The sequence below is a fragment of the Mechercharimyces sp. CAU 1602 genome (assembly GCF_024753565.1).
Lineage (GTDB): Bacteria > Bacillota > Bacilli > Thermoactinomycetales > JANTPT01 > Mechercharimyces.
The window spans coordinates 1,397,088-1,415,930 of the sequence record NZ_JANTPT010000001.1; the positions used below are offsets into that span (position 1 = coordinate 1,397,088).

General features: G+C 46.9%; 15 protein-coding genes. All 15 read right to left on the reverse strand.

Annotated features, from left to right (window positions below; genetic code table 11):
• Window positions 1-137: 137 nt before the first annotated feature.
• Window positions 138-830: a thiamine diphosphokinase gene (locus tag NXZ84_RS07310; RefSeq protein ID WP_258839613.1), complete on the reverse strand. Its 693-nt coding sequence runs from the start codon at window positions 828-830 to the stop codon at window positions 138-140.
• Window positions 830-1,495 (reverse strand): ribulose-phosphate 3-epimerase, encoded by a 666-nt coding sequence (rpe, locus tag NXZ84_RS07315; RefSeq protein ID WP_258839614.1) that lies wholly within the window; start codon window positions 1,493-1,495, stop codon window positions 830-832. The genes NXZ84_RS07310 and rpe overlap by 1 nt, the downstream gene beginning before the upstream one ends.
• Window positions 1,489-2,379: a ribosome small subunit-dependent GTPase A gene (rsgA, locus tag NXZ84_RS07320; protein WP_258839615.1), complete on the reverse strand. Its 891-nt coding sequence runs from the start codon at window positions 2,377-2,379 to the stop codon at window positions 1,489-1,491. The genes rpe and rsgA overlap by 7 nt, the downstream gene beginning before the upstream one ends.
• Before the next feature lie 48 nt (window positions 2,380-2,427).
• On the reverse strand, window positions 2,428-4,119 hold the full coding sequence (gene pknB / locus NXZ84_RS07325) for a Stk1 family PASTA domain-containing Ser/Thr kinase (RefSeq protein WP_258839616.1): 1,692 nt from the start codon (window positions 4,117-4,119) through the stop codon (window positions 2,428-2,430).
• 5 nt (window positions 4,120-4,124) lie between these two features.
• Complete coding sequence (locus tag NXZ84_RS07330; protein WP_258839617.1) at window positions 4,125-4,880, reverse strand: Stp1/IreP family PP2C-type Ser/Thr phosphatase; 756 nt, start codon at window positions 4,878-4,880, stop codon at window positions 4,125-4,127.
• Window positions 4,881-5,128: 248 nt separating this feature from the next.
• Window positions 5,129-6,184, reverse strand: a complete 1,056-nt coding sequence (gene rlmN / locus NXZ84_RS07335; protein WP_258840359.1) for a dual-specificity RNA methyltransferase RlmN — start codon at window positions 6,182-6,184, stop codon at window positions 5,129-5,131.
• Between the two features lie 115 nt (window positions 6,185-6,299).
• Entirely contained in the window at window positions 6,300-7,409 is a 1,110-nt protein-coding gene (locus tag NXZ84_RS07340; RefSeq protein WP_258839618.1) for a Ger(x)C family spore germination protein, read from the reverse strand.
• Complete coding sequence (locus tag NXZ84_RS07345) at window positions 7,393-8,568, reverse strand: GerAB/ArcD/ProY family transporter (protein ID WP_258839619.1); 1,176 nt, start codon at window positions 8,566-8,568, stop codon at window positions 7,393-7,395. Before NXZ84_RS07345 ends, NXZ84_RS07340 begins: the two co-directional genes overlap by 17 nt.
• Entirely contained in the window at window positions 8,565-10,142 is a 1,578-nt protein-coding gene (locus NXZ84_RS07350) for a spore germination protein (RefSeq protein WP_258839620.1), read from the reverse strand. Before NXZ84_RS07350 ends, NXZ84_RS07345 begins: the two co-directional genes overlap by 4 nt.
• Before the next feature lie 106 nt (window positions 10,143-10,248).
• On the reverse strand, window positions 10,249-12,273 hold the full coding sequence (locus NXZ84_RS07355; RefSeq protein ID WP_258839621.1) for a DUF7948 domain-containing protein: 2,025 nt from the start codon (window positions 12,271-12,273) through the stop codon (window positions 10,249-10,251).
• Window positions 12,274-12,395: 122 nt separating this feature from the next.
• Complete coding sequence (gene rsmB / locus NXZ84_RS07360; RefSeq protein ID WP_258839622.1) at window positions 12,396-13,760, reverse strand: 16S rRNA (cytosine(967)-C(5))-methyltransferase RsmB; 1,365 nt, start codon at window positions 13,758-13,760, stop codon at window positions 12,396-12,398.
• Window positions 13,761-14,711 (reverse strand): methionyl-tRNA formyltransferase, encoded by a 951-nt coding sequence (fmt, locus tag NXZ84_RS07365; RefSeq protein WP_258839623.1) that lies wholly within the window; start codon window positions 14,709-14,711, stop codon window positions 13,761-13,763.
• A gap of 2 nt (window positions 14,712-14,713) precedes the next feature.
• Complete coding sequence (gene def, locus NXZ84_RS07370) at window positions 14,714-15,178, reverse strand: peptide deformylase (protein ID WP_258839624.1); 465 nt, start codon at window positions 15,176-15,178, stop codon at window positions 14,714-14,716.
• Window positions 15,179-15,202: 24 nt separating this feature from the next.
• Window positions 15,203-17,647, reverse strand: a complete 2,445-nt coding sequence (gene priA / locus NXZ84_RS07375) for a primosomal protein N' (RefSeq protein WP_258839625.1) — start codon at window positions 17,645-17,647, stop codon at window positions 15,203-15,205.
• The gene (gene coaBC / locus NXZ84_RS07380; RefSeq protein WP_258839626.1) at window positions 17,644-18,837 is read right to left on the reverse strand and encodes a bifunctional phosphopantothenoylcysteine decarboxylase/phosphopantothenate--cysteine ligase CoaBC; all 1,194 of its coding nucleotides are present in this window, start codon (window positions 18,835-18,837) and stop codon (window positions 17,644-17,646) included. The genes priA and coaBC overlap by 4 nt, the downstream gene beginning before the upstream one ends.
• Between the last annotated feature and the right edge of the window lie 6 nt (window positions 18,838-18,843).

Sequence of the window (18,843 nt, forward strand, 5' to 3'; positions counted from 1 at the left end):
TCCTTGCCACATAGTCTAGTGAATAAGCCCAATGTCTTTTTCTATATCCTCATCCATATCAGGCCCTATCGTTATATATATTCTATAGAGGAGTAAGGGTGCCTAGAACACCTTACACAAAAGGCAACGTAATCCCTTTAATTATCCGAACTTTCGATCACTAAAAGTTTTCCGCTGGAGATACGAATAATCCCCATCTGGTCTACTACTTCATTACTTATCGCAAGCGATTGCCCCCGCTGCAGGGTAGCCTGTGTCAAGGGATAGCGAACCCCCGTTAAAGTTACTCCTGTCACCTTCGCTGTTAAAGGCAGAAGAGAGAGGTAGCTGTGCTCTTTTCTCACCGTCAACTCTTCTGCTCCCGTCAACAGACGCACCTGATTGGTACGATGAATAAGTCGCCCCTTCACTCCTGTGTGTGCGAGCCACTCCAACAAGTAGACGTTGGCAAGTGCGTGATCCAGCCGTCCTCCACCTAACGCCCCCAGGAGCAAAACCTCCCGAGGACGAAGATTGACACTTACTTCAAGCGCATAGTGTGTATCAGTCAAATCTTTTTCCGTAGGCAGTTTAAGGTAGGCAATCTCTTCTGCTGTCACATAGTTTAGCAACCGCTCACCAGCACTATCGAAATCACCTACCACCAGATCCGGCCGCCAGCCATAGTCCAGCGCACTCCAAGTACCACCATCAACCGTGATAATCACATCGTTTTCTTGCTTTACCCCGTTCCAATCACACGCTGCTATGTCACCTGCCGCGACGATGACGATCCGATGCCGATCAATCAATCGCTCCCAAACCTCACCACTTAGCGTCTTTTTTTTCATTAAGCCAATGTCCCTACAGCATCGCGAATGGCTTTCATGGCCGCAGCGCGATCCTCTTGGGCGAAGATAGCCGATCCCGCTACCAATACATCCGCACCGTTTAGCACGACGTCAGCAGCCGTTATCGGTGAAATACCACCATCTACTTGGATCAGAATATCAGGGTGACCTTGTTGGATGCACATCTGTCTCACTTGCTTAATTTTTGGCAGAACGGAAGGCAAAAACGCTTGTCCACCAAACCCGGGATTCACGGTCATTAGCAAGATCAAATCCAGTTCCTGTATAATCGGTTCCAACACCATCGCTGGTGTAGCCGGGTTTAACACAACCCCCGCGCGCACACCGTGCTCTTTGATGAGGGAAAGAGTACGTGCCAAGTGAGGGCATGCCTCTTGATGCACGGTAATATAATCCGCTCCGCTTTTTGCGAAGGCTGGGATGAGTGCATCTGGATTTTCCATCATCAGGTGCACATCTAGCGGGAGGCGAGTATGTGGACGAATCGCTTCTACTATAACTGGTCCAAGAGTCAGATTGGGTACAAAGTGTCCGTCCATTACATCCACATGAATCCAATCGGCTCCTGCTCGCTCTACGTCTGCAATCTCCTCTTTTAGACAAGCAAAATCCGCCGACAAAATCGACGGGGCTAATTTCACCATTTCTTATACCTCCATTGCTCTTGGATCTCTTCTAAGAATTGTACATAATGAGCGTAGCGCTCTCCACTTAATTCACTTGCTTCTTCTGCCGCTCGCACTGCACATCCAGGCTCTTGATGGTGTAAACACCCACGGAAGCGACATGACACCGATAAAGCTTCAATCTCAGGAAAATAAGCTCCTAACTGCTCCGCTTCCATACCCGTAAAGTCAAGTTGACTAAAACCAGGTGTATCTGCAACTTGTCCGCCCATAGGTAAATCCAAAATATTCACCTGGCGTGTGGTATGCTTCCCACGCCCTAATTTATGACTAACTTCACCTGTCTCCAATTTCCACTGTGGAACGAGCATATTAAGAAGGGATGATTTCCCTACCCCTGATTGACCAGCAAACACAGAGAGCACCCCTTGTAAATATGGGATGAGGTCCTGTGCACCATCTTCGTCTCGTATACTGGATACCACTAACGGATACCCGGCTTGTTCATATGTTTTAAGGATTTGTTGCAAACCCTCTTCCTCAGTCAGAAGGTCCGACTTGGTTAAACAGATGACTACCTTCAACCCTTCGCGTTCACAATGTACAAGAAAACGATCGAGCAAAGTAGACTGAAAATCAGGTTCCCGCAAAGAACACACCACGATCGCCTGCTCAACATTGGCAATCGGGGGACGAATCAACTGTGTCTGACGGGGGTACACTTCTGTAATTATCCCTTCACCATCATTCGTCTCCTCGTACATCACGCGATCCCCTACGAGCGGGGAGAGCTTCTTCTTCTTAAAGAGACCGCGAGCACGACACTGAATATCCTTTCCAGACTCCGGCGTTCGTACATAGTAAAAGCCACTTATGGCGCACACGATCTGTCCTGCTGGCATATCACCCCTCCTTTTATATAAATGTACTGTTTTCGCTTATGCAAAACGTTATTTGGACTTGATGTAGACAGTAACTTCCGTTCCCCGCTCCACCATTGTCCCTGGTTTTGGGTCTTGATCCACAACCGTCCACATTTTACCAGACCCACTTTTCACCCGCTCTATCTTAATTTGTAACTCATCGTTTGCGGCAATCCACTGTTTAACCCCACCATCAGGACCTTTTTGAGGTGAGGACTCATAGTCACCAATAAACTCAGGAACTTCTACTAGGTCACCTTCTGCCGCATTGGCATATAAAGTGACCGTCTCTCCTGTTTTTAATTCCGTCCCCGCCGCCGGCTCTTGTCCGTGCACTTCACCTGCTCCAAAGTCATGATTCATTTGCTCTTCTACCTGAACATTAAATCCCTTATCTTCCAGCCACGAGCGCGCTTCCTCTCGTGACTTTCCTTCTAGATCAATAAGCTCGACAGCAGCAGACTGTTCTTGTGCACTCGTACCGCTTCCATCATCAGAACTGAAAAACGAATTTGAGTTCAAACTCAAGATCACATTAAAAATTGTAAATGCAAGTACTAAAATGACACTTATCGTAAAGAGAAAAAAAACGGTCTTTTGCCAAAATGGCATATTTGCTTGTGCATTTTCCAACCAGACGACAGTCTTTTGAAACACCGTTTTATCTTTATCAGCCGATACCCCGCGCAACCGTTCCAACTTCGTCATCGTCTCTTGCCCGACCGCCGTATGCTGCCTTCCCGTGGAGGTTGGACCAGCATCGTTCATAGATGGCTCGTTCTCCTGCTCATCTGCCGCAGCTGCTACGAATTCGCGTGTTGTATTTCCTCGTGGAGGGAGAGGCTCTTCTTCTATCTCTCGTTGCTTTAACATCGGTGTCCACTGCGGTTCTTCACCCCACTTAGGAGGGAAGGCGATGCGCAGTTCCTTCATCAGCTCGCGTGCAGATTCAAACCGCATATCCGGCTCTTTTTCCATCGCCTTACGAATAATGTGCTGCAAGCTATCTGGAATATCGGGAGCCAACTGTTTGATGTTGACTGGATCTTCTTGTAGATGTTTTAAAGCGATACTGATTGCCGATTCTCCATCAAAAGGGAGTTGACCTGTCACCATCTCATACATAACAACACCTAAAGAGTAGATGTCCGACTTTTGACCGATAAATCCGCCCCGTGCTTGCTCCGGTGAAAAGTAGTGAACAGAACCCATCACAGACCCTGTCTGCGTAATGGTAGACGAGGTCGTTGCACGCGCAATCCCAAAATCTGTTACCTTTACTCGTCCTGCCGCACCGATCAAAATATTGTGTGGCTTAATATCGCGGTGGACAATGCCGTTATCGTGTGCATGCGCTAACCCATCACAAATTTGTGCGGCTAAATGAGCTGCCTCCGTCGGTGGTACAGGGCCATGTTCTTCAATCATTTCTTTTAGAGTAGGCCCTTCTATATATTCCATCACGATATAGTGTGTATAACCATCCCGTCCTACATCGTAAACACTAACGACATTGGGGTGTGACAAACTAGCAGCTGCTTGTGCTTCCCGACTAAATCGGCGTAAAAATTCACGATCATTACTAAGCGATTCATTTAACACTTTTAATGCAACATAGCGATTAAGCATAATATCTTTTGCCTTATATACAACCGCCATTCCGCCCCCGCCCACACGGCTCACAACTTCATAACGATCTCCTAATTTTCTCCCAATCATCGGTCTTATTCCCCCCTCCGATCAATGTTCTCTTTGTAATTTACTAAGATCAGAGAGATATTATCAACACCGCCCGCCGCCAATGCATGCTCTAACAAGTGATCCGCTTGTGCCGCGATGGAGCGCTCCGATGTCATCGTCTTCCCGATTTGATTAACTTTAACCATATCCACTAAGCCATCTGAACAGAGAAGTAATGTATCCCCGTGTGACCACGGTGTTGTAACCAGATCTGGTTCTACACTGCTATCCGTACCAATCGCTTTCACTATAATATTTTTTTGCGGATGATGAAGTGCTTCTTCCTCGGTGATCTCTCCATGTTTCTTTAATTCATTTACTAAAGTATGGTCTTCGGTCAGTTGGTATAACCCTCCTCGGTGCAGTAGATAAGCACGGCTATCCCCAACATGGGCGAGCACAATTTCCTTTTCACGGACAACTGCTACGATAGCTGTTGTTCCCATGCCCTTTAACGAATCATCCGCCTCTGCCATCTGGTACACTTCACGGTTAGCCAACTTTACTGCCTCTTCGAGCCGACGTTTGATTTGCACGGTTGGAGCATCGAGCGTCAGTTCGGCAAGTTCTCGTTTTACCACATCCACCACTTGCTGGCTAGCAATTTCACCCGCTTGATGTCCACCCATCCCGTCGGCGACAACTGCAACCAGTAAGCCCTTCTGCGTTTCAAACAACCCCACACGGTCCTCGTTATGATCCCTTACTTTTCCCGTGTGTGTACGCCAAGCCATCTCCATATCGCGTTCCCCTTTCCCGCTAACAGACTCTCTTCTCTCTATTATACGTCATCCTCATCGCTTCCACCCACTTACGTGCAAAAATAGTACGACTCGCACAGACACCCGCACCTTATAGAGTGTGCGGGAACAATGGATCTTTATGATGAGGGGTAGCTAGCGGAACCGCTCTTAATCAAGCAGTTCTATTCCCTTGCACAATCAGAGGAGAAGAGTACTCACTTCACTTCATCATCGCCTAATCCCCTCTACGAAGGTTGCTCACTCTTCTTATCTAAATGTTTGGCACGCAATTGACCGCAAGCCGCATCAATATCTGTTCCATGCTCACGCCTAATAGTCGCCTTAATACCATAGGATTCAACAATCCGCTGAAATTGGAAGATTTGATTGCGCGGTGTTCGCTCCATATCCCGTTCCACCACCGTATTGATAGGGATTAGGTTTACATAGCAATTTAGATTGGATAAAAGTTGCCCCAGCTGATGTGCGTGCTGATCTTGATCATTTCTGTCTTTAATCAGGAGGTATTCAAAAGTGAGACGCCTTCCAGTGGTTTCAATATAATAGTGGCACGCTTCCATCAACTCACTTAAAGGATGACGATAACTTACTGGCATCAAGCTCTTGCGCAATTCCTGGTTAGGGGCATGCAACGAAATCGCCAGTCCCACCTGCAACTTCTCATCAGCAAACCGATAGATTGCTGGTACAATCCCACTTGTAGAAACCGTAATATGCCGTTGACCGATATGGAGACCATGCTCTTCGTTCATGATGCGCAAAAACTGCAGGGTAGCTTCATAGTTTTCAAACGGCTCTCCAATTCCCATAATAACAATTGATTTTACCCTTTCTTCCCCGATTTCATCTAGAGCTATCTGCGCTTTCATCACCTGTGCCACGATTTCACCCGCAGTCAGATTTCGCTTTAGCCCTCCCAAAGTCGATGCACAAAACGTACAACCGACACGGCATCCCACCTGGGTGGTAACACACACACTTATTCCATAATTATGGCGCATCAACACGGTTTCAATCGCATGCCCATCATGAAGAGCAAATAAAAATTTAATCGTGCCATCGGACGATGTTTGTTGCGTCAATGTTTTTAATGGCTCAAGGCGAAATTGCTCACTTAAGGTTTCTCTCATCTTCTTAGGCAGGTTACTCATGTCTGCAAATGAAGAAACCCGTTTTTGATAAAGCCAATCCATCATTTGATCCGCCCGAAAAGCAGGCTGGTTATTCTCTTTCATCCAGGCATACCAATCTTTATGCCGTAGGTCGTATGCCATACGCATTGCTACCACAACTTTCCACAGTGTATAAGTTCATTAATTCATCTTCAAAACTTTTCTTATTATATCAAGCTTACTAAGAGATGAAAAGCCACCATCTGCTTGTACCTTTGCCACACTAACGATTCTCCAATCCGATTCGTTTCACTTTAACATCGAAGTGAATATCGATATCAGCTTCTGTAAATGCTTTTTCCCACACAATCTGCCTCCATATCCGCGGATAGCGAGCGCGAATCGTATCCCCATAAATATAACCATCACTACGAAATTCCCGCTGAAGTTTTGTCATGAGGCCAGTGCTAACTTCATGATATTTTTCGGAAATTTTCTTTTCTACATCACTTAATACAGCTGTTTTCTCTAGATCGGTCGTACATGTTTTTTCCAGTATAACGCCTTCCACGATTACATGATCTTTAATTGTCACTTGTTTCTTCTTTAGACCCATCTTCGACTTACTATCAATACGATCCGCCCGGAAAATCACTTTACCATCTTGATAAGGAACCTCGATTACCTCACCTGTTCGATGACTGCGAATCTGAATCAAAATGGCACTCTCTATACTATCTAGCGTACCCACCACTTTGCTTTGCGGGTTAAATAAGGCAAGACCTGTCCACTTTATCTTGCCTTCCTTTATCTCAAACTGATTGATGAGCGGATTGGTTGCCGGATTGGAAATACGATTATACACATCACCTAACGTAACATCACCCATCCACCCTTCTCTTACCCCCGCCTCGATCAAATCACGAATATACATGGAAGGCACCAGATCTAACTTTGGTTTTAATTCCAATACCTCTTTCGCCTTACCTCGCACTACCATTGGCCACATGCGCCTGCGAATATCAGGATGACGACGTAAGCCGTCCATCAACTCCTGTATCCCGTCTTTCGCTACTTCTTCTCCAAACACGAGCAACTGTGCATGCCCCAAAAACAAATTCTGATTGGTTTGCTTCTGAATATCACTAAAAGCTGTGTTTAACGTATCTCCCTGCCCATAAAAAAGTTCAACCGCGCCCCCATCTCCTCCCCCTTCTCCACCAATCATAGAGGGAATAGGAACTTGTACCGATACCTGATACCCCTTCTCCAGCTTATCAATCCCTATGGCCATAGCAGAGGTTCGTTCTTCCAATTCACGCGCATCCCAACAGCCCGTACATGCCAAAACGATACACAGCACCACGCTCATCCATCTAAGCCTTCGCCTCATGTTGTCTCCTCCTTTCCTTACTCCCGTTTTGTTTGCGCACAAACGAGAGACAAAGAAGAAGAATAGGAAACACAACCGTAATCCCCAGACCAAACACGCCGATCCAGCGTGCGGCAGCAAAAACATCTTGGATATTTTGCGGTCTCATCGCCAATCCAAATAAAACTGGGGCTATTCCCCATGCCAGCCCTTTCCGATACTCTGCTTTCAAGTGTAAAAATTGTATCACAAGCGAGAAGAGCGCCGACAAATAGTTGATCATCGTTGAAAAGACAGCTGTTACCCAGATTGCGATGACAAGAGATTCAAGACGTTCAAAGATAAGCACTTTAAACTCTGCCGACTTAATCAGTTCCAACACTGGCCACATCAACTTCACTACTTCAGGCGCTCCAAAGACAGCCAGTGTAGATAATAAACCTTGCAGGTAAAAAAAAGTGATTACAATAATGACGGCAATATGTACCCGCCATGCACGCCGAGGTTCCTGATAGTAGGAACTAAACATCAGCACGACTGAATATCCTCCGTACATCGAGGCTCCCGCAATCACCCCCATAAAAAGATCCCACCCTGTAGTTTGCAAAAGAGGGAGCATATTATTGAGCGACCCACTAGAAAACCCCGTTGCAATGCTTAATGGCACGGTTACAAATAGCAGCCACAAAATTAATTCGTTAAAACGGGCGACCACGTGGGGTGGATTGGAAGCTACCATGGTTGCCACGATGATTAATATCCCGAGGATAAAGGGGACAGGCGTACGAATATAAACAGCACTAACCACTAACTCCGTAAATAAGCGTGCTGAAATCGCTGTTGCAAACAACCAGTATAAAGCAAAGGGAAGCACAACGACCATGCCTAACACAGAGCCCAACCAAGGCATTGATTTTGTGCCCAACGCCTCTCTTGTTAACTGCACCAGATTTTTTCGCGGATAGCGCACACACAGCAGTGTAATGATCATCACGATCATCATTACCACCAACGCTGAGAGAATTAAAGCCGTAACCCCATCTTCTTTTGCATATTGCACCATCTCATATGGCAAAAGAAAGATCGTGATACCCAGAATAGAATTAAACAGAAGAGCGAAGGCTTGATACCCTGTAATAGAGGCGCCACCACCCTCGCGCAAGTTTGGGTTTCCCTTCATTTCGGATGCTCTCCTTCTCTGTTTTGATCTTGTGGCTTATACATCGTTGGTCGCTTCTTCATCCATGGCCACGGCACCCGCACTAAACTATCTTTAACATCTTCCCACCTAAAAGGGGCAAATGGCGCCATATATGGAACACCAAAAGAGCGTAGCTTCACTAAGTGTAAAAGTGTCACCATTAAAGCGAGAATAATCCCGTACAATCCTAGAACCGCTGCTGCTAGCATAAATGGAAAACGGAGCAGCCGAACAGAGATAGCTGCATTATAACTTGGATTAGCATAGGAGCTAATCGTCGTTAAACCGACTACGATAACCATGATCGGGCTTACCACACCTGCAGAAACTGCTGCATCTCCAATTACTAGTGCACCGACAATCCCAATCGTAGGTCCGATCGGACCTGGCAGACGAATACTAGCTTCTCGTAATATCTCCACACTAATCTCCATCGCTAGTGCCTCTACAATGGAGGGGAATGGTACTGTTGCTCTTCCCGCGGCCATCGCAATTCCCAAGCGAGTCGGAATCATCTCCGGATGAAAAGAGACAAAAGCAATGTACAGTGAAGGCAGCAACATAGCAATAAAGAGACTGATCAAGCGTAACCCACGTAAAAACGAGGAGATGAGATACCGTTCATAGTAATCCTCTGGACTATAGTAAAACTGCGAAAACACTGCGGGAGCAATCAACACATGGGGGGTACCATCCACCACAATAGCAACTTTCCCCTCCAACAAATGGCTTACAACGCCATCCGGACGTTGTGTATTTTGCAATTGAGGAAACGGAGTCCAAATATCATCTTGTATCAGCTCCTCAATGTACCCACTTTCTAATATGCCATCGATCTCAATATTTTCAATTCGAGTAAGCACTTCATCTAGCAAACCTTTATCCGTCACCCCATCCAGATATAGAATCTCTACGTTGGTTCGTGTACGCTTACCCACCTTTACATCTTTGATGCGTAAGTCTGGGTCTTTAAGACGTCGACGTATGAGTGCCGTATTTACTCGAATGGATTCCGTAAACGCTTCCCGCGGCCCTCGAACTACTGCTTCCGTCGAAGGTTCGGAAACCGAACGTACTGGAAATCCCTTTGCTCCTACAACAATGCCCTCTTCATACTCATCTATAAAAAGAGCCGCATCTCCTGATAAAATCGCTTCCATCATATCTTTCATTTTAGGAGACGATTGTGTCTCCCCAGTTTGCACCAAACTTTCGGCAATCAATGTTTCCAGATCTTCGTCCGACTTTACTTCAGCCGCTTTTGTCATCAATGTACTCAATACAAACTTGTCCACTAGCGGTACATCTGCCATCCCATCCAGGTAGACGAGTGCCGCTTTTCGATCCGGTTGATACTGGATCGTAAAAGAACGTACAATGACATCTGCCCCGTCTCCAAGCAAATGAGTGATAAAATCAGTGTTCTCTTTTACCTGTTTGGACACAGCACGGTCCTTCACTCTTCGCTCGATCTTCTGTTCCGACCGTCGCTGTAATTCTTCTTTTTTTCTTTTATCCTTTAATTTTATTGGCCGTATAAATCGATTTGCCATCTCACATCACCCTGCCATTACCGTGCCCCGCAATCCGTTCTCTCATACCACAAAAAAAGGGAATACGAAGACCTGAAACGATCGTCTTCGCACCCCCTGACTTAATTTAACGGTTAGCAATATGGCACACAAACGCAGATGAACATCCCATTAGTTGTTCTTGATAAGCCTCTTCTGTTACAGGATAATCCTCCGATTCTGTCGTACCCACCACATATATGTTATGCTTTTCACCGATGGCAATTGCATTGGCATACTCTGCTTTTCTTCCCCCCAGATAAGTAGAATAAAGTATACCCGTACCCGACACGTTTAACTGCGTAATGAAAGATTTTTTATATCCGCTTCGCTTCCGCTCCAACGCCCCTTCTGTCGTCGGAAAATCATGGGAATAGGTTTCACCCACCACCCATGCTTGCCCTTGGGCATCTACTTCTACCCCAAAAGCGAGGTCGGAACCACTTCCACCCAATAATGTAGAGTAGAGCAAGCGAGCGCCCGAACGGTGAATTTTAGTTACAAACGCATGGTATCCCCCTTTCCCTTTACGTAACCATGCCCCTTTTGTCACCGGAAAGTTGGCTGATGTCGTCTCCCCGACGACATAAACGTGACCACACTTCCCTACCGTAAGCGCATGCCCCATATCGGATCCCTCTCCACCTAGATAAGTGGAAAATAACAGTGTGGAGAGAACCCCATCCAACTTAACGACAAACGTATTGCACTCTCCCAACAACTGAGTTTGAAAAGCGCGTCTATTTACAGGAAAGTCAGCAGAATCTGTAGAACCGGTAACAAAAATATTCCCTTCTCCATCTACTACCACTTGATTCCCATCATCAACCCCACTACCACCTAGAAAAGTGGAACACAGCAAATGATTCCCATCTGAACTTAACTTACAGATAAATGCATTCTGCTCACCATTCAACCTCTTCTGCACTGCATGAGGTGTGACTGGAAAGTTATCACTATTTGTTCCACCTGTCACAACTACTTCCCCTTTTGGAGTAAGAGCTAAATCGTTACAAAACGTCCCCCCACTTCCGCCTAAATAAGTAGAAAAAAGTAGCTCCGAGCCATCGTGATTCAACTTCGTAAGAAACCCACTATACTCTGCTGTAAAATCCGATTGCAGTGCCCCCGCAGTAACGGGGAAATCGGCAGAAAAAGTTTGTCCGGTTACATACACATGCTGCTCACTATCAACCGCTATTCCATTGCCAAAGTTGGCTTTATCTCCCCCTAAGTAAGCGGTATATTCCATTTGACGCTTACTGTTCAGCTTACTTATAAAAGCGTACTTCTCCTCTTCAGCCGTAATAAGATATGGGCCTACGCGATCGGGGATCTCTACTTGGGACATATACCCCGTTACATACAAGTTCCCATTTTCATCAACATCAATCGCTGTCCCCTCCGATTCCTTCCCTTCCCCTACGTACGTAGAGTTTAGGAGGATCGGATCAATGATGAGCGCTTTATCTTCGTCCACTCCCTCTACATGAAAGCCGACTTCCATTCCCTCATAAAGCACAAACTGTGTCGCTAGCGCCGCTCTTCCTGCCTCTGTCTCTTGAAAACTTATCGGTTTCTCTTCTACCAGCGTTCCTAGAGGTGTATGCACGTGCAGATTGCCACAGTCGTCTAAAGCTAGTTTGTCTACCCCCTCATAGCGTAAGCGAATAGTAGACAACAAAGAGGCTTTCTCCACCAAGAACTCATATTTTAGTCGTTCTTGGTGGCTTTTAAACACTGCTGATACCCCAGGCCATACCTCGTGATACCACACTTGGGAAAACGTCGGCACATCTTGAATCCACTCACTCGCCTCCCGTCCCCTATAATAATGTACTCTTCCTTCACCCAGCTCTCGTCCCTCTACTTGTAGGTCTGTGCGCGCATCAACAAAAGAGAGCCGAACTGAATGCCCTCTCAGTGCCGTCTCTCCATTCTCTTCCTCTTTAATCGTGGGCTCATACACAGAAAAGCTCATGTGATCCTGAAAAAACGAAAAAAACGAGGTGTACTCCCCCTGGGCGTAATAGAGACAATCCGACCTTCTTTGCCCTCGATTTTGCATAAACAAAAAAGGCATACCCACCTGTTCCATCAAACAAACTTCCACCCACCATTCCCCCTCTAATACCTTTATAGGGTAAAATATGTATGTTGCAGCAGGTGTATGATTTTTTATATATATTTATCACCAAACAAAAGGACAGCCTGTGACAGCTGCCCTCTTGAAGATTATTTATGTTTCACCATCCGAGCGATAAAAAAGCCATCACTTGCAAATTGATGTGGCAGAATCCGTACCATTCCTGGTTCAATACTTCCCTTCTCCCTCACTTCTCGCGGAAGTAATTCATTCATCCCCGTATCCAGTGTAAATTCCGGATGATTCTCTAAGAAATGGCGTACTTGTTCTTCATTTTCACTTGCTTCCAGCGTACACGTGCTGTAAAGCAACACTCCTCCAGGGCGCACACGAGTAGCTGTTTCTTCAAGCAATTGAGCTTGAAGACGGCACAACTTCTTCAGTTCAGCACCGCTTTTCTGCCATTTCAAATCCGGTTTTCTCCGTATGACCCCTAAACCAGAACAAGGAGCATCCAACAAAATGAAGTCAAAGAGAGTAGGTAGTGCTTGCGGGAGCTCCCGAGCATCTGCTTGCACCGCTTCGATATTGCTCAAGCCTAACCGCATTGCATTTTTACGAATAAGTTCAACTTTATGTCGGTGCAAATCCGTAGCATATACCTTCCCTTCCCCTCCCATCTTCTCGGCTATATGAGTCGTCTTACCCCCAGGAGCAGCACACGCATCTAATCCCAATTGACCCGGCTGAGGTTGCAGAAGCTCCGTCACCAACATCGAACTAGGGTTTTGGATGGTACACTCACCCGCTTTAAACCAATCAGTATGTGCAGGATTGCCTCCCCCAGTAAACACAATCCCTTCTGGAGAAAGGGGCGTAGTCAAGATTGTGGCTTCTGGATACGCCTCCTTCATCTCATCCAACAACACGTCCCGTTCTTTTTTTAAAGCGTTCGCACGAATACCGACAGCAGGTGGAAGATTGTTTACCTTTAACATCGTGGCTGTCTCTTCAATCCCATATAAGGATTGGAAACGACGCACCATCCACTCTGGATGAGACGTGGCTAAAGCCCAATCCTGGATGGATTGAGGCTGGGTTAGCCGTGTCGTATCTGGAGGCTGTCGCAAGTAAGAGCGCAACACTCCATTTACCAACCCTGCAACCCCTTTATGTCCACGTTTTTTTGCTATATGAACCGCTTCGTTTACTGCAGCACGTTCCGGAATCCGTTCGAGATAATGAAGTTGATACATTCCCATCCGCAGAAGTTGGCGTACCCATCCCTCCAATGAGTCTACACCTTTTTTTACATAGTGGTTTAACAGCCAGTCCAACGTGTTGAGACGTTGGATACTGCCATAAACCAACTCAGTAACAAGCCCGCGATCACGCCCTGAGAGTGGGTGTGTCTGTAACGCTTCATTTAACAACAGATTACTGTATGCGTTCTTCTCTTCTACACCGATTAGAACATCAAGAGCTACTTCACGGGCAGTACTTACTTTCTTCATTTATTCATCCCCTAGCTTTTCTCCAACCTGGACCTCATGACCCCGCACAAACGAAGCAACATCCATCCGTTTTTTGCCCGCAGGTTGAACCTCTGTTAAACGTAAGTGCCCCTTCCCACAAGCAATCCAGATTCCCTCATGTGCTACTTTTGTAATCGTACCTGGTGCAACATCGTCGCTAGATTCATCTGCCACTTCTGCCCACCATAACTTTAAGGGTTTGCCTCGCCAGTGAGTAAAGGCGACCGGCCACGGATGTAGTCCTCTTACTTGATTATAGATTGCACGCACGGGTTGCTTCCAATCCACTTGTTCATCTTCACGCCGAATGTTAGGTGCATAGGTGACCAGCTCTTCTGCTTGTGGACGAGGAGTTAGTTTGTCCGTCAATAAAGGAGGCAGTGTCTCTACTAACAGCTCCGCGCCTACTTTGCTCAAACGATCGTGGAGGGTGCCAACGTGATCATCGGCAGCGATAGGAAGTGTTGCTTGCGCTAGCATATCTCCAGCATCCAGTGCTTTTACCATGTACATGATGGTAATCCCCGTCATTTCCTCACCTTGTATCAGCGCATGATGAATGGGTGCACCTCCGCGATACTTCGGTAAGAGCGACGCATGAACATTAATACATCCATACGTAGGTGCTTTTAAAAGCGCTTGCGGTAACAACTGACCATAAGCAGCTGTCACCACCAAGTCGGGTGCATACTCCAAAACAGTTGTCACTGCCTCTTCTTCACGAAGTTTTTCCGGCTGTAATACTGGAATCCCCGCGGCAAGGGCCGCCTCTTTTACCGGAGGGGGGGTTAAGATTCGTTTGCGCCCTTTCGGACGATCAGGTTGAGTGACGACCGCAACCACATGATAACCATGATCGATTAGCGCACGGAAAGAGGGCACGGCAAAGTCAGGTGTACCCATAAAAATAATACGTGGCTGTGTACCCATCCCTATCCCTCCTCTGGTTCGAAAACGTTTTCTGCAATATCGATAAAGAGGATTCCGTTTAAGTGGTCTACTTCATGTTGAAGCGCACGCGCCAGGTAACCGTCCGCTTCCAACTCGAACGGCTCACCATAGCGGTCTTGTGCTTTTAAGGTTAGTCGCTCAGCTCGGCGAACATTGCCTAGTAACCTCGGGATACTTAAACACCCTTCTGGTGGGAGGATTTGCTCACCCTCCATATCGTATAGTTCTGGATTTACTGCTTCGATCAGACCATCACCAATATCTACGACGATGACCCGCTTTAAAATCGCCACTTGCGGTCCAGCTAAGCCTACGCCTGGAGCATCATACATCGTATCGGCCATATCATCTAATAGTTTATGAAGACGATCGTGGAACTTGGTAACATGCTTTGCTTTTTTCTTTAAAATCGGATCAGGGTATTGCACAATACGGCGAATTGCCATCATCATCTCCTCCATTTCCACTCTTTACTGTTGGTATTCTATACTTACCCGTAACTGTGGGTCCTCCCACTGTGGCCGTAGCGAACGCAATAGCTGGCGCACTTGTGCTTGTGCCTGCTCCTCCCGCGCGCATTTAATCATGACATTCATGCGATAACGATCTTTGATACGGGGGATTGGAGCAGGAACAGGTCCTAGTACTTGCGTCTGTTCCGGTAATTTATTGCCAAATGTCTGCACCGTCTGCTGTGCGTGTTTTAATACAACCAGTTGATCTGGATGGCTAAATAAGAGAGTAAATAAGCCACAAAAAGGCGGGTATCGATGTGTCTTACGTGTTAGGCATTCCTCTCGATAAAATGATTCTACTTCGTACTGAGAAGCTAATTCAATACTATAGTGATCCGGCGTATACGTTTGTACAACGACCTCTCCAGGAGCTTCATGTCGTCCCGCGCGTCCACTCACTTGCGTGAGCAATTGATACGTACGCTCTGCCGCCTGATAATGAGGTAAACGTAACATCGTATCGGCAGCAATCACCCCCACCAGTGTCACCCGTGGGAAGTCAAGTCCTTTCGCAATCATCTGAGTTCCCAATAGCACATCCGCTTCTCCATTGCCAAAGCGAGTCAACAACCGTTCGTGCGCTCCTTTGCGACTGGTAGTATCCACGTCCATGCGAATCACACGCAAACCGGGAAAGCGTTTCGCTAGCTCCGCTTCCACACGTTGGGTTCCAGTGCCGAAGTAACGAATGTGTTCACTTGCACAATCAGGACATGAAGAAGGGACGGGTGCTTCATGCCCACAGTAATGGCAGCGTAAGCTCTGATTTGTATGATGATAGGTAAGTGATATATCACAGTTAGGACACTCCACAACCTTGCCACAGTCACGGCACATGACAAACGTAGAGTAACCACGGCGATTGAGGAAAAAAACAGCTTGTTCCCCCCGCTCCACACAACGAGTTAATTTTTCACTCAACGTACGACTAAACATGGAGCGATTCCCCTGCCGTAATTCTTCTCTCATATCTGCAATATGAACGGGGGGAAAGGGTCGACCGTGGACGCGCTCGTGTAGTTGCACCCACTCATATTTCCCTACACGTGCATCAAAATAAGTAGCCACAGCTGGTGTAGCCGTACCTAGCACCACGACCGCCTGATGTTCTGCCGCCCGTGTTAATGCCGCTTCACGCGCATGATAGCGCGGATTTTCTTCCTGCTGATATGAACTCTCATGCTCCTCGTCGATTATGACCAAGCCAATCTTCTCAAAAGGAGCAAAAATAGCAGACCGCGCTCCAATCGCCACTTCTACTTCACCTGCACGAATTTTACGCCACTCATCATACCGCTCCCCATTGGACAATCCACTGTGAAGTACAGCCACTCGCGCACCAAACCGACTTTTAAAGCGACTCACCATCTGTGGTGTCAGCGAAATCTCGGGTACGAGCACAATCGCTTCCCGCCCTTGTTGCAGACACTGCTCGATTGCTTGTAAATAAATTTCTGTTTTCCCGCTTCCAGTTACGCCCTGTAACAAAATTGAGTGCGTCCGATACTCTTTAAGTGGCGTAATAATCGCCTCAAAAGCTGATTGCTGCTCTGCTGTGAGCGCTAGTGGAGTACTAGGCGCAAACGAACGTCCCTCATAGGGATCACGTTTTTCCTCCCGCTCTTCTGTCACTAACCACCCTTTATCCACCAAACTTTTAATCGACGACCGATTCAACTCAAGCGTCGTAAGTAATGAGGTTAATGGTATTTCTGCTGGATGTTCATAAAAAAACTGCAGTATTTCTCGTTGCCGTGCCGCTTGTACAGGCAATTCTTCTATTGCGGTAGCAAGATTTGTGCGATCCAGCGCTGGCTTTAGCCAGGTTACTTTCTTCTTTGTAATCCGATCACTCACTTCATCACTTAAGATAAACCAACCTGCTCGCACCCACTGCCGCAACTGCTTTTCTGTAACCCCTCCCTGTTTTAATGCCTCATCCTGTTTGATCACTTCTTTTTTTAGAAGCAACTGCAATAACGGACGAGCCGCTGCTGGATACGCTTGAGGCTCCTTTAAAGAGACTCCACTAGAGAGGGGAAGACGAACCACACGTTCATATTTTCCTTTTAAGACAGCTGGCACCATTGCATGGAGTGCCATTATCGTCGGACACAGATACTTTTCTGCCATCCAATGCGCCAATCGTACCAATTCTGGAGTAAGTGGGGGAGTAACATCCATAACATGTGCGATCGCTTTTAGTTTTTTTACTTCAGAGTGGTGCGAAATTGAGACAACATACCCCAGTAATTGTCGCCTCCCAAAAGGCACGTGGACTCGAGAGCCTACCTGAACATCCATCTTCAATTCTTCGGGAATGATGTAATCAAAAGGACGATCTGTCTGATTGGTTGGGACATCAACAATTACAGAAGCGATCCGTTCTTCTTCCCTCATAAAAGTCGTTCACCAATCAACTCGATGAGAGAATGCGCCAGCCTTTCCTTTTCCATCTTAGGAAAGGCAGCAACCTCACCACCACGATCATATATCGTTACCGTGTTATAATCGGACTCAAAACCCGAATCAGGTACATTTACAGGATTGGCTACAATTAAGTCCATGTTTTTACGCTCCAGTTTCCCTAGTGCATAGTGGGCGACATCGTCAGTCTCAGCTGCAAACCCAACAAAAAATGGTTTTTTCTTCTGTTCTCCGATCAGTTGTGCGATATCTTCCGTTCGCTCCATCCGTATGATCAGTTCATCGCTCTTTTTCTTCAATTTATGATCATGCACTTCTATGGGTCGATAATCTGCGACTGCCGCCGCTTTAATAACAATATCCACTTGCGGGATTTCGCGTAGAACCGCTTCTTTCATCTCTGCTGCCGAACCAACATCAATGCGCAAAACCCCGTCAGGCGTGGTCAAAGACGTTGGGCCGCTTACCAACAGCACCTCTGCCCCAGCTTGACGAGCCGCCTGTGCCAGCGCATACCCCATTTTACCGGAAGAGTAGTTCGTAAAGTAACGAACAGGATCGACCGGTTCACGAGTGGGCCCTGCGGTGATCAACACGCGTTTCCCTTGAAGAAGTGGACGCTGGAAGAACGATTCTACCCGAGCGAAGATCTCCTCCGGTTCTGCCATGCGCCCTTTTCCCACATAGCCACACGCAAGCTGCCCCTCCTCTGGTTCCACTAGATGTACACCCATGCTGAGCACTTTCTTTCGATTTTCTTCCACGGCCGGGTGTGTATACATCTTCCCATTCATCGCAGGAGCGAGTAGTATCGGGGCACGTGTAGCTAATAGGGTAGCAGATAACATATCGTCTGCCATCCCGTTTGCAATTTTGGCCAACAGATGTGCGGTAGCAGGGGCAACGACAATTAAATCGGCTTCATCCGCCAGATCAATATGTGCCACCCCATCAGGATTGCGCTCTTCAAATATATCGGTAAATACCTCGTGATGAGATAATGCCTGAAAAGTGAGTGGAGTCACAAATTGGGTTGCCCCGCGCGACATAATCACACGCACCTCTGCCCCGGCCTGTGCCAGTTTACTTACCAATGAAGCAGACTTAAAGGCGGCAATTCCTCCTGTAACTCCGACGACAATCTTTTTCCCCTGCATCTTCATCCCTTC

Coding starts and splice junctions, on each gene's coding strand:
- NXZ84_RS07345 (WP_258839619.1), bottom strand. CDS start 8,568: ATGAAGGGAAACCCAAACTTGCGCGAGGGTGGTGGCGCCTCTATTACA.
- NXZ84_RS07330 (WP_258839617.1), bottom strand. CDS start 4,880: ATGGAGATGGCTTGGCGTACACACACGGGAAAAGTAAGGGATCATAAC.
- NXZ84_RS07340 (WP_258839618.1), bottom strand. CDS start 7,409: ATGAGGCGAAGGCTTAGATGGATGAGCGTGGTGCTGTGTATCGTTTTG.
- pknB (WP_258839616.1), bottom strand. CDS start 4,119: ATGATTGGGAGAAAATTAGGAGATCGTTATGAAGTTGTGAGCCGTGTG.
- NXZ84_RS07310 (WP_258839613.1), bottom strand. CDS start 830: ATGAAAAAAAAGACGCTAAGTGGTGAGGTTTGGGAGCGATTGATTGAT.
- rsmB (WP_258839622.1), bottom strand. CDS start 13,760: ATGAAGAAAGTAAGTACTGCCCGTGAAGTAGCTCTTGATGTTCTAATC.
- priA (WP_258839625.1), bottom strand. CDS start 17,647: ATGAGGGAAGAAGAACGGATCGCTTCTGTAATTGTTGATGTCCCAACC.
- fmt (WP_258839623.1), bottom strand. CDS start 14,711: ATGGGTACACAGCCACGTATTATTTTTATGGGTACACCTGACTTTGCC.
- rsgA (WP_258839615.1), bottom strand. CDS start 2,379: ATGCCAGCAGGACAGATCGTGTGCGCCATAAGTGGCTTTTACTATGTA.
- rlmN (WP_258840359.1), bottom strand. CDS start 6,184: ATGCGTATGGCATACGACCTACGGCATAAAGATTGGTATGCCTGGATG.
- coaBC (WP_258839626.1), bottom strand. CDS start 18,837: ATGAAGATGCAGGGGAAAAAGATTGTCGTCGGAGTTACAGGAGGAATT.
- def (WP_258839624.1), bottom strand. CDS start 15,178: ATGGCAATTCGCCGTATTGTGCAATACCCTGATCCGATTTTAAAGAAA.
- rpe (WP_258839614.1), bottom strand. CDS start 1,495: ATGGTGAAATTAGCCCCGTCGATTTTGTCGGCGGATTTTGCTTGTCTA.
- NXZ84_RS07350 (WP_258839620.1), bottom strand. CDS start 10,142: ATGGCAAATCGATTTATACGGCCAATAAAATTAAAGGATAAAAGAAAA.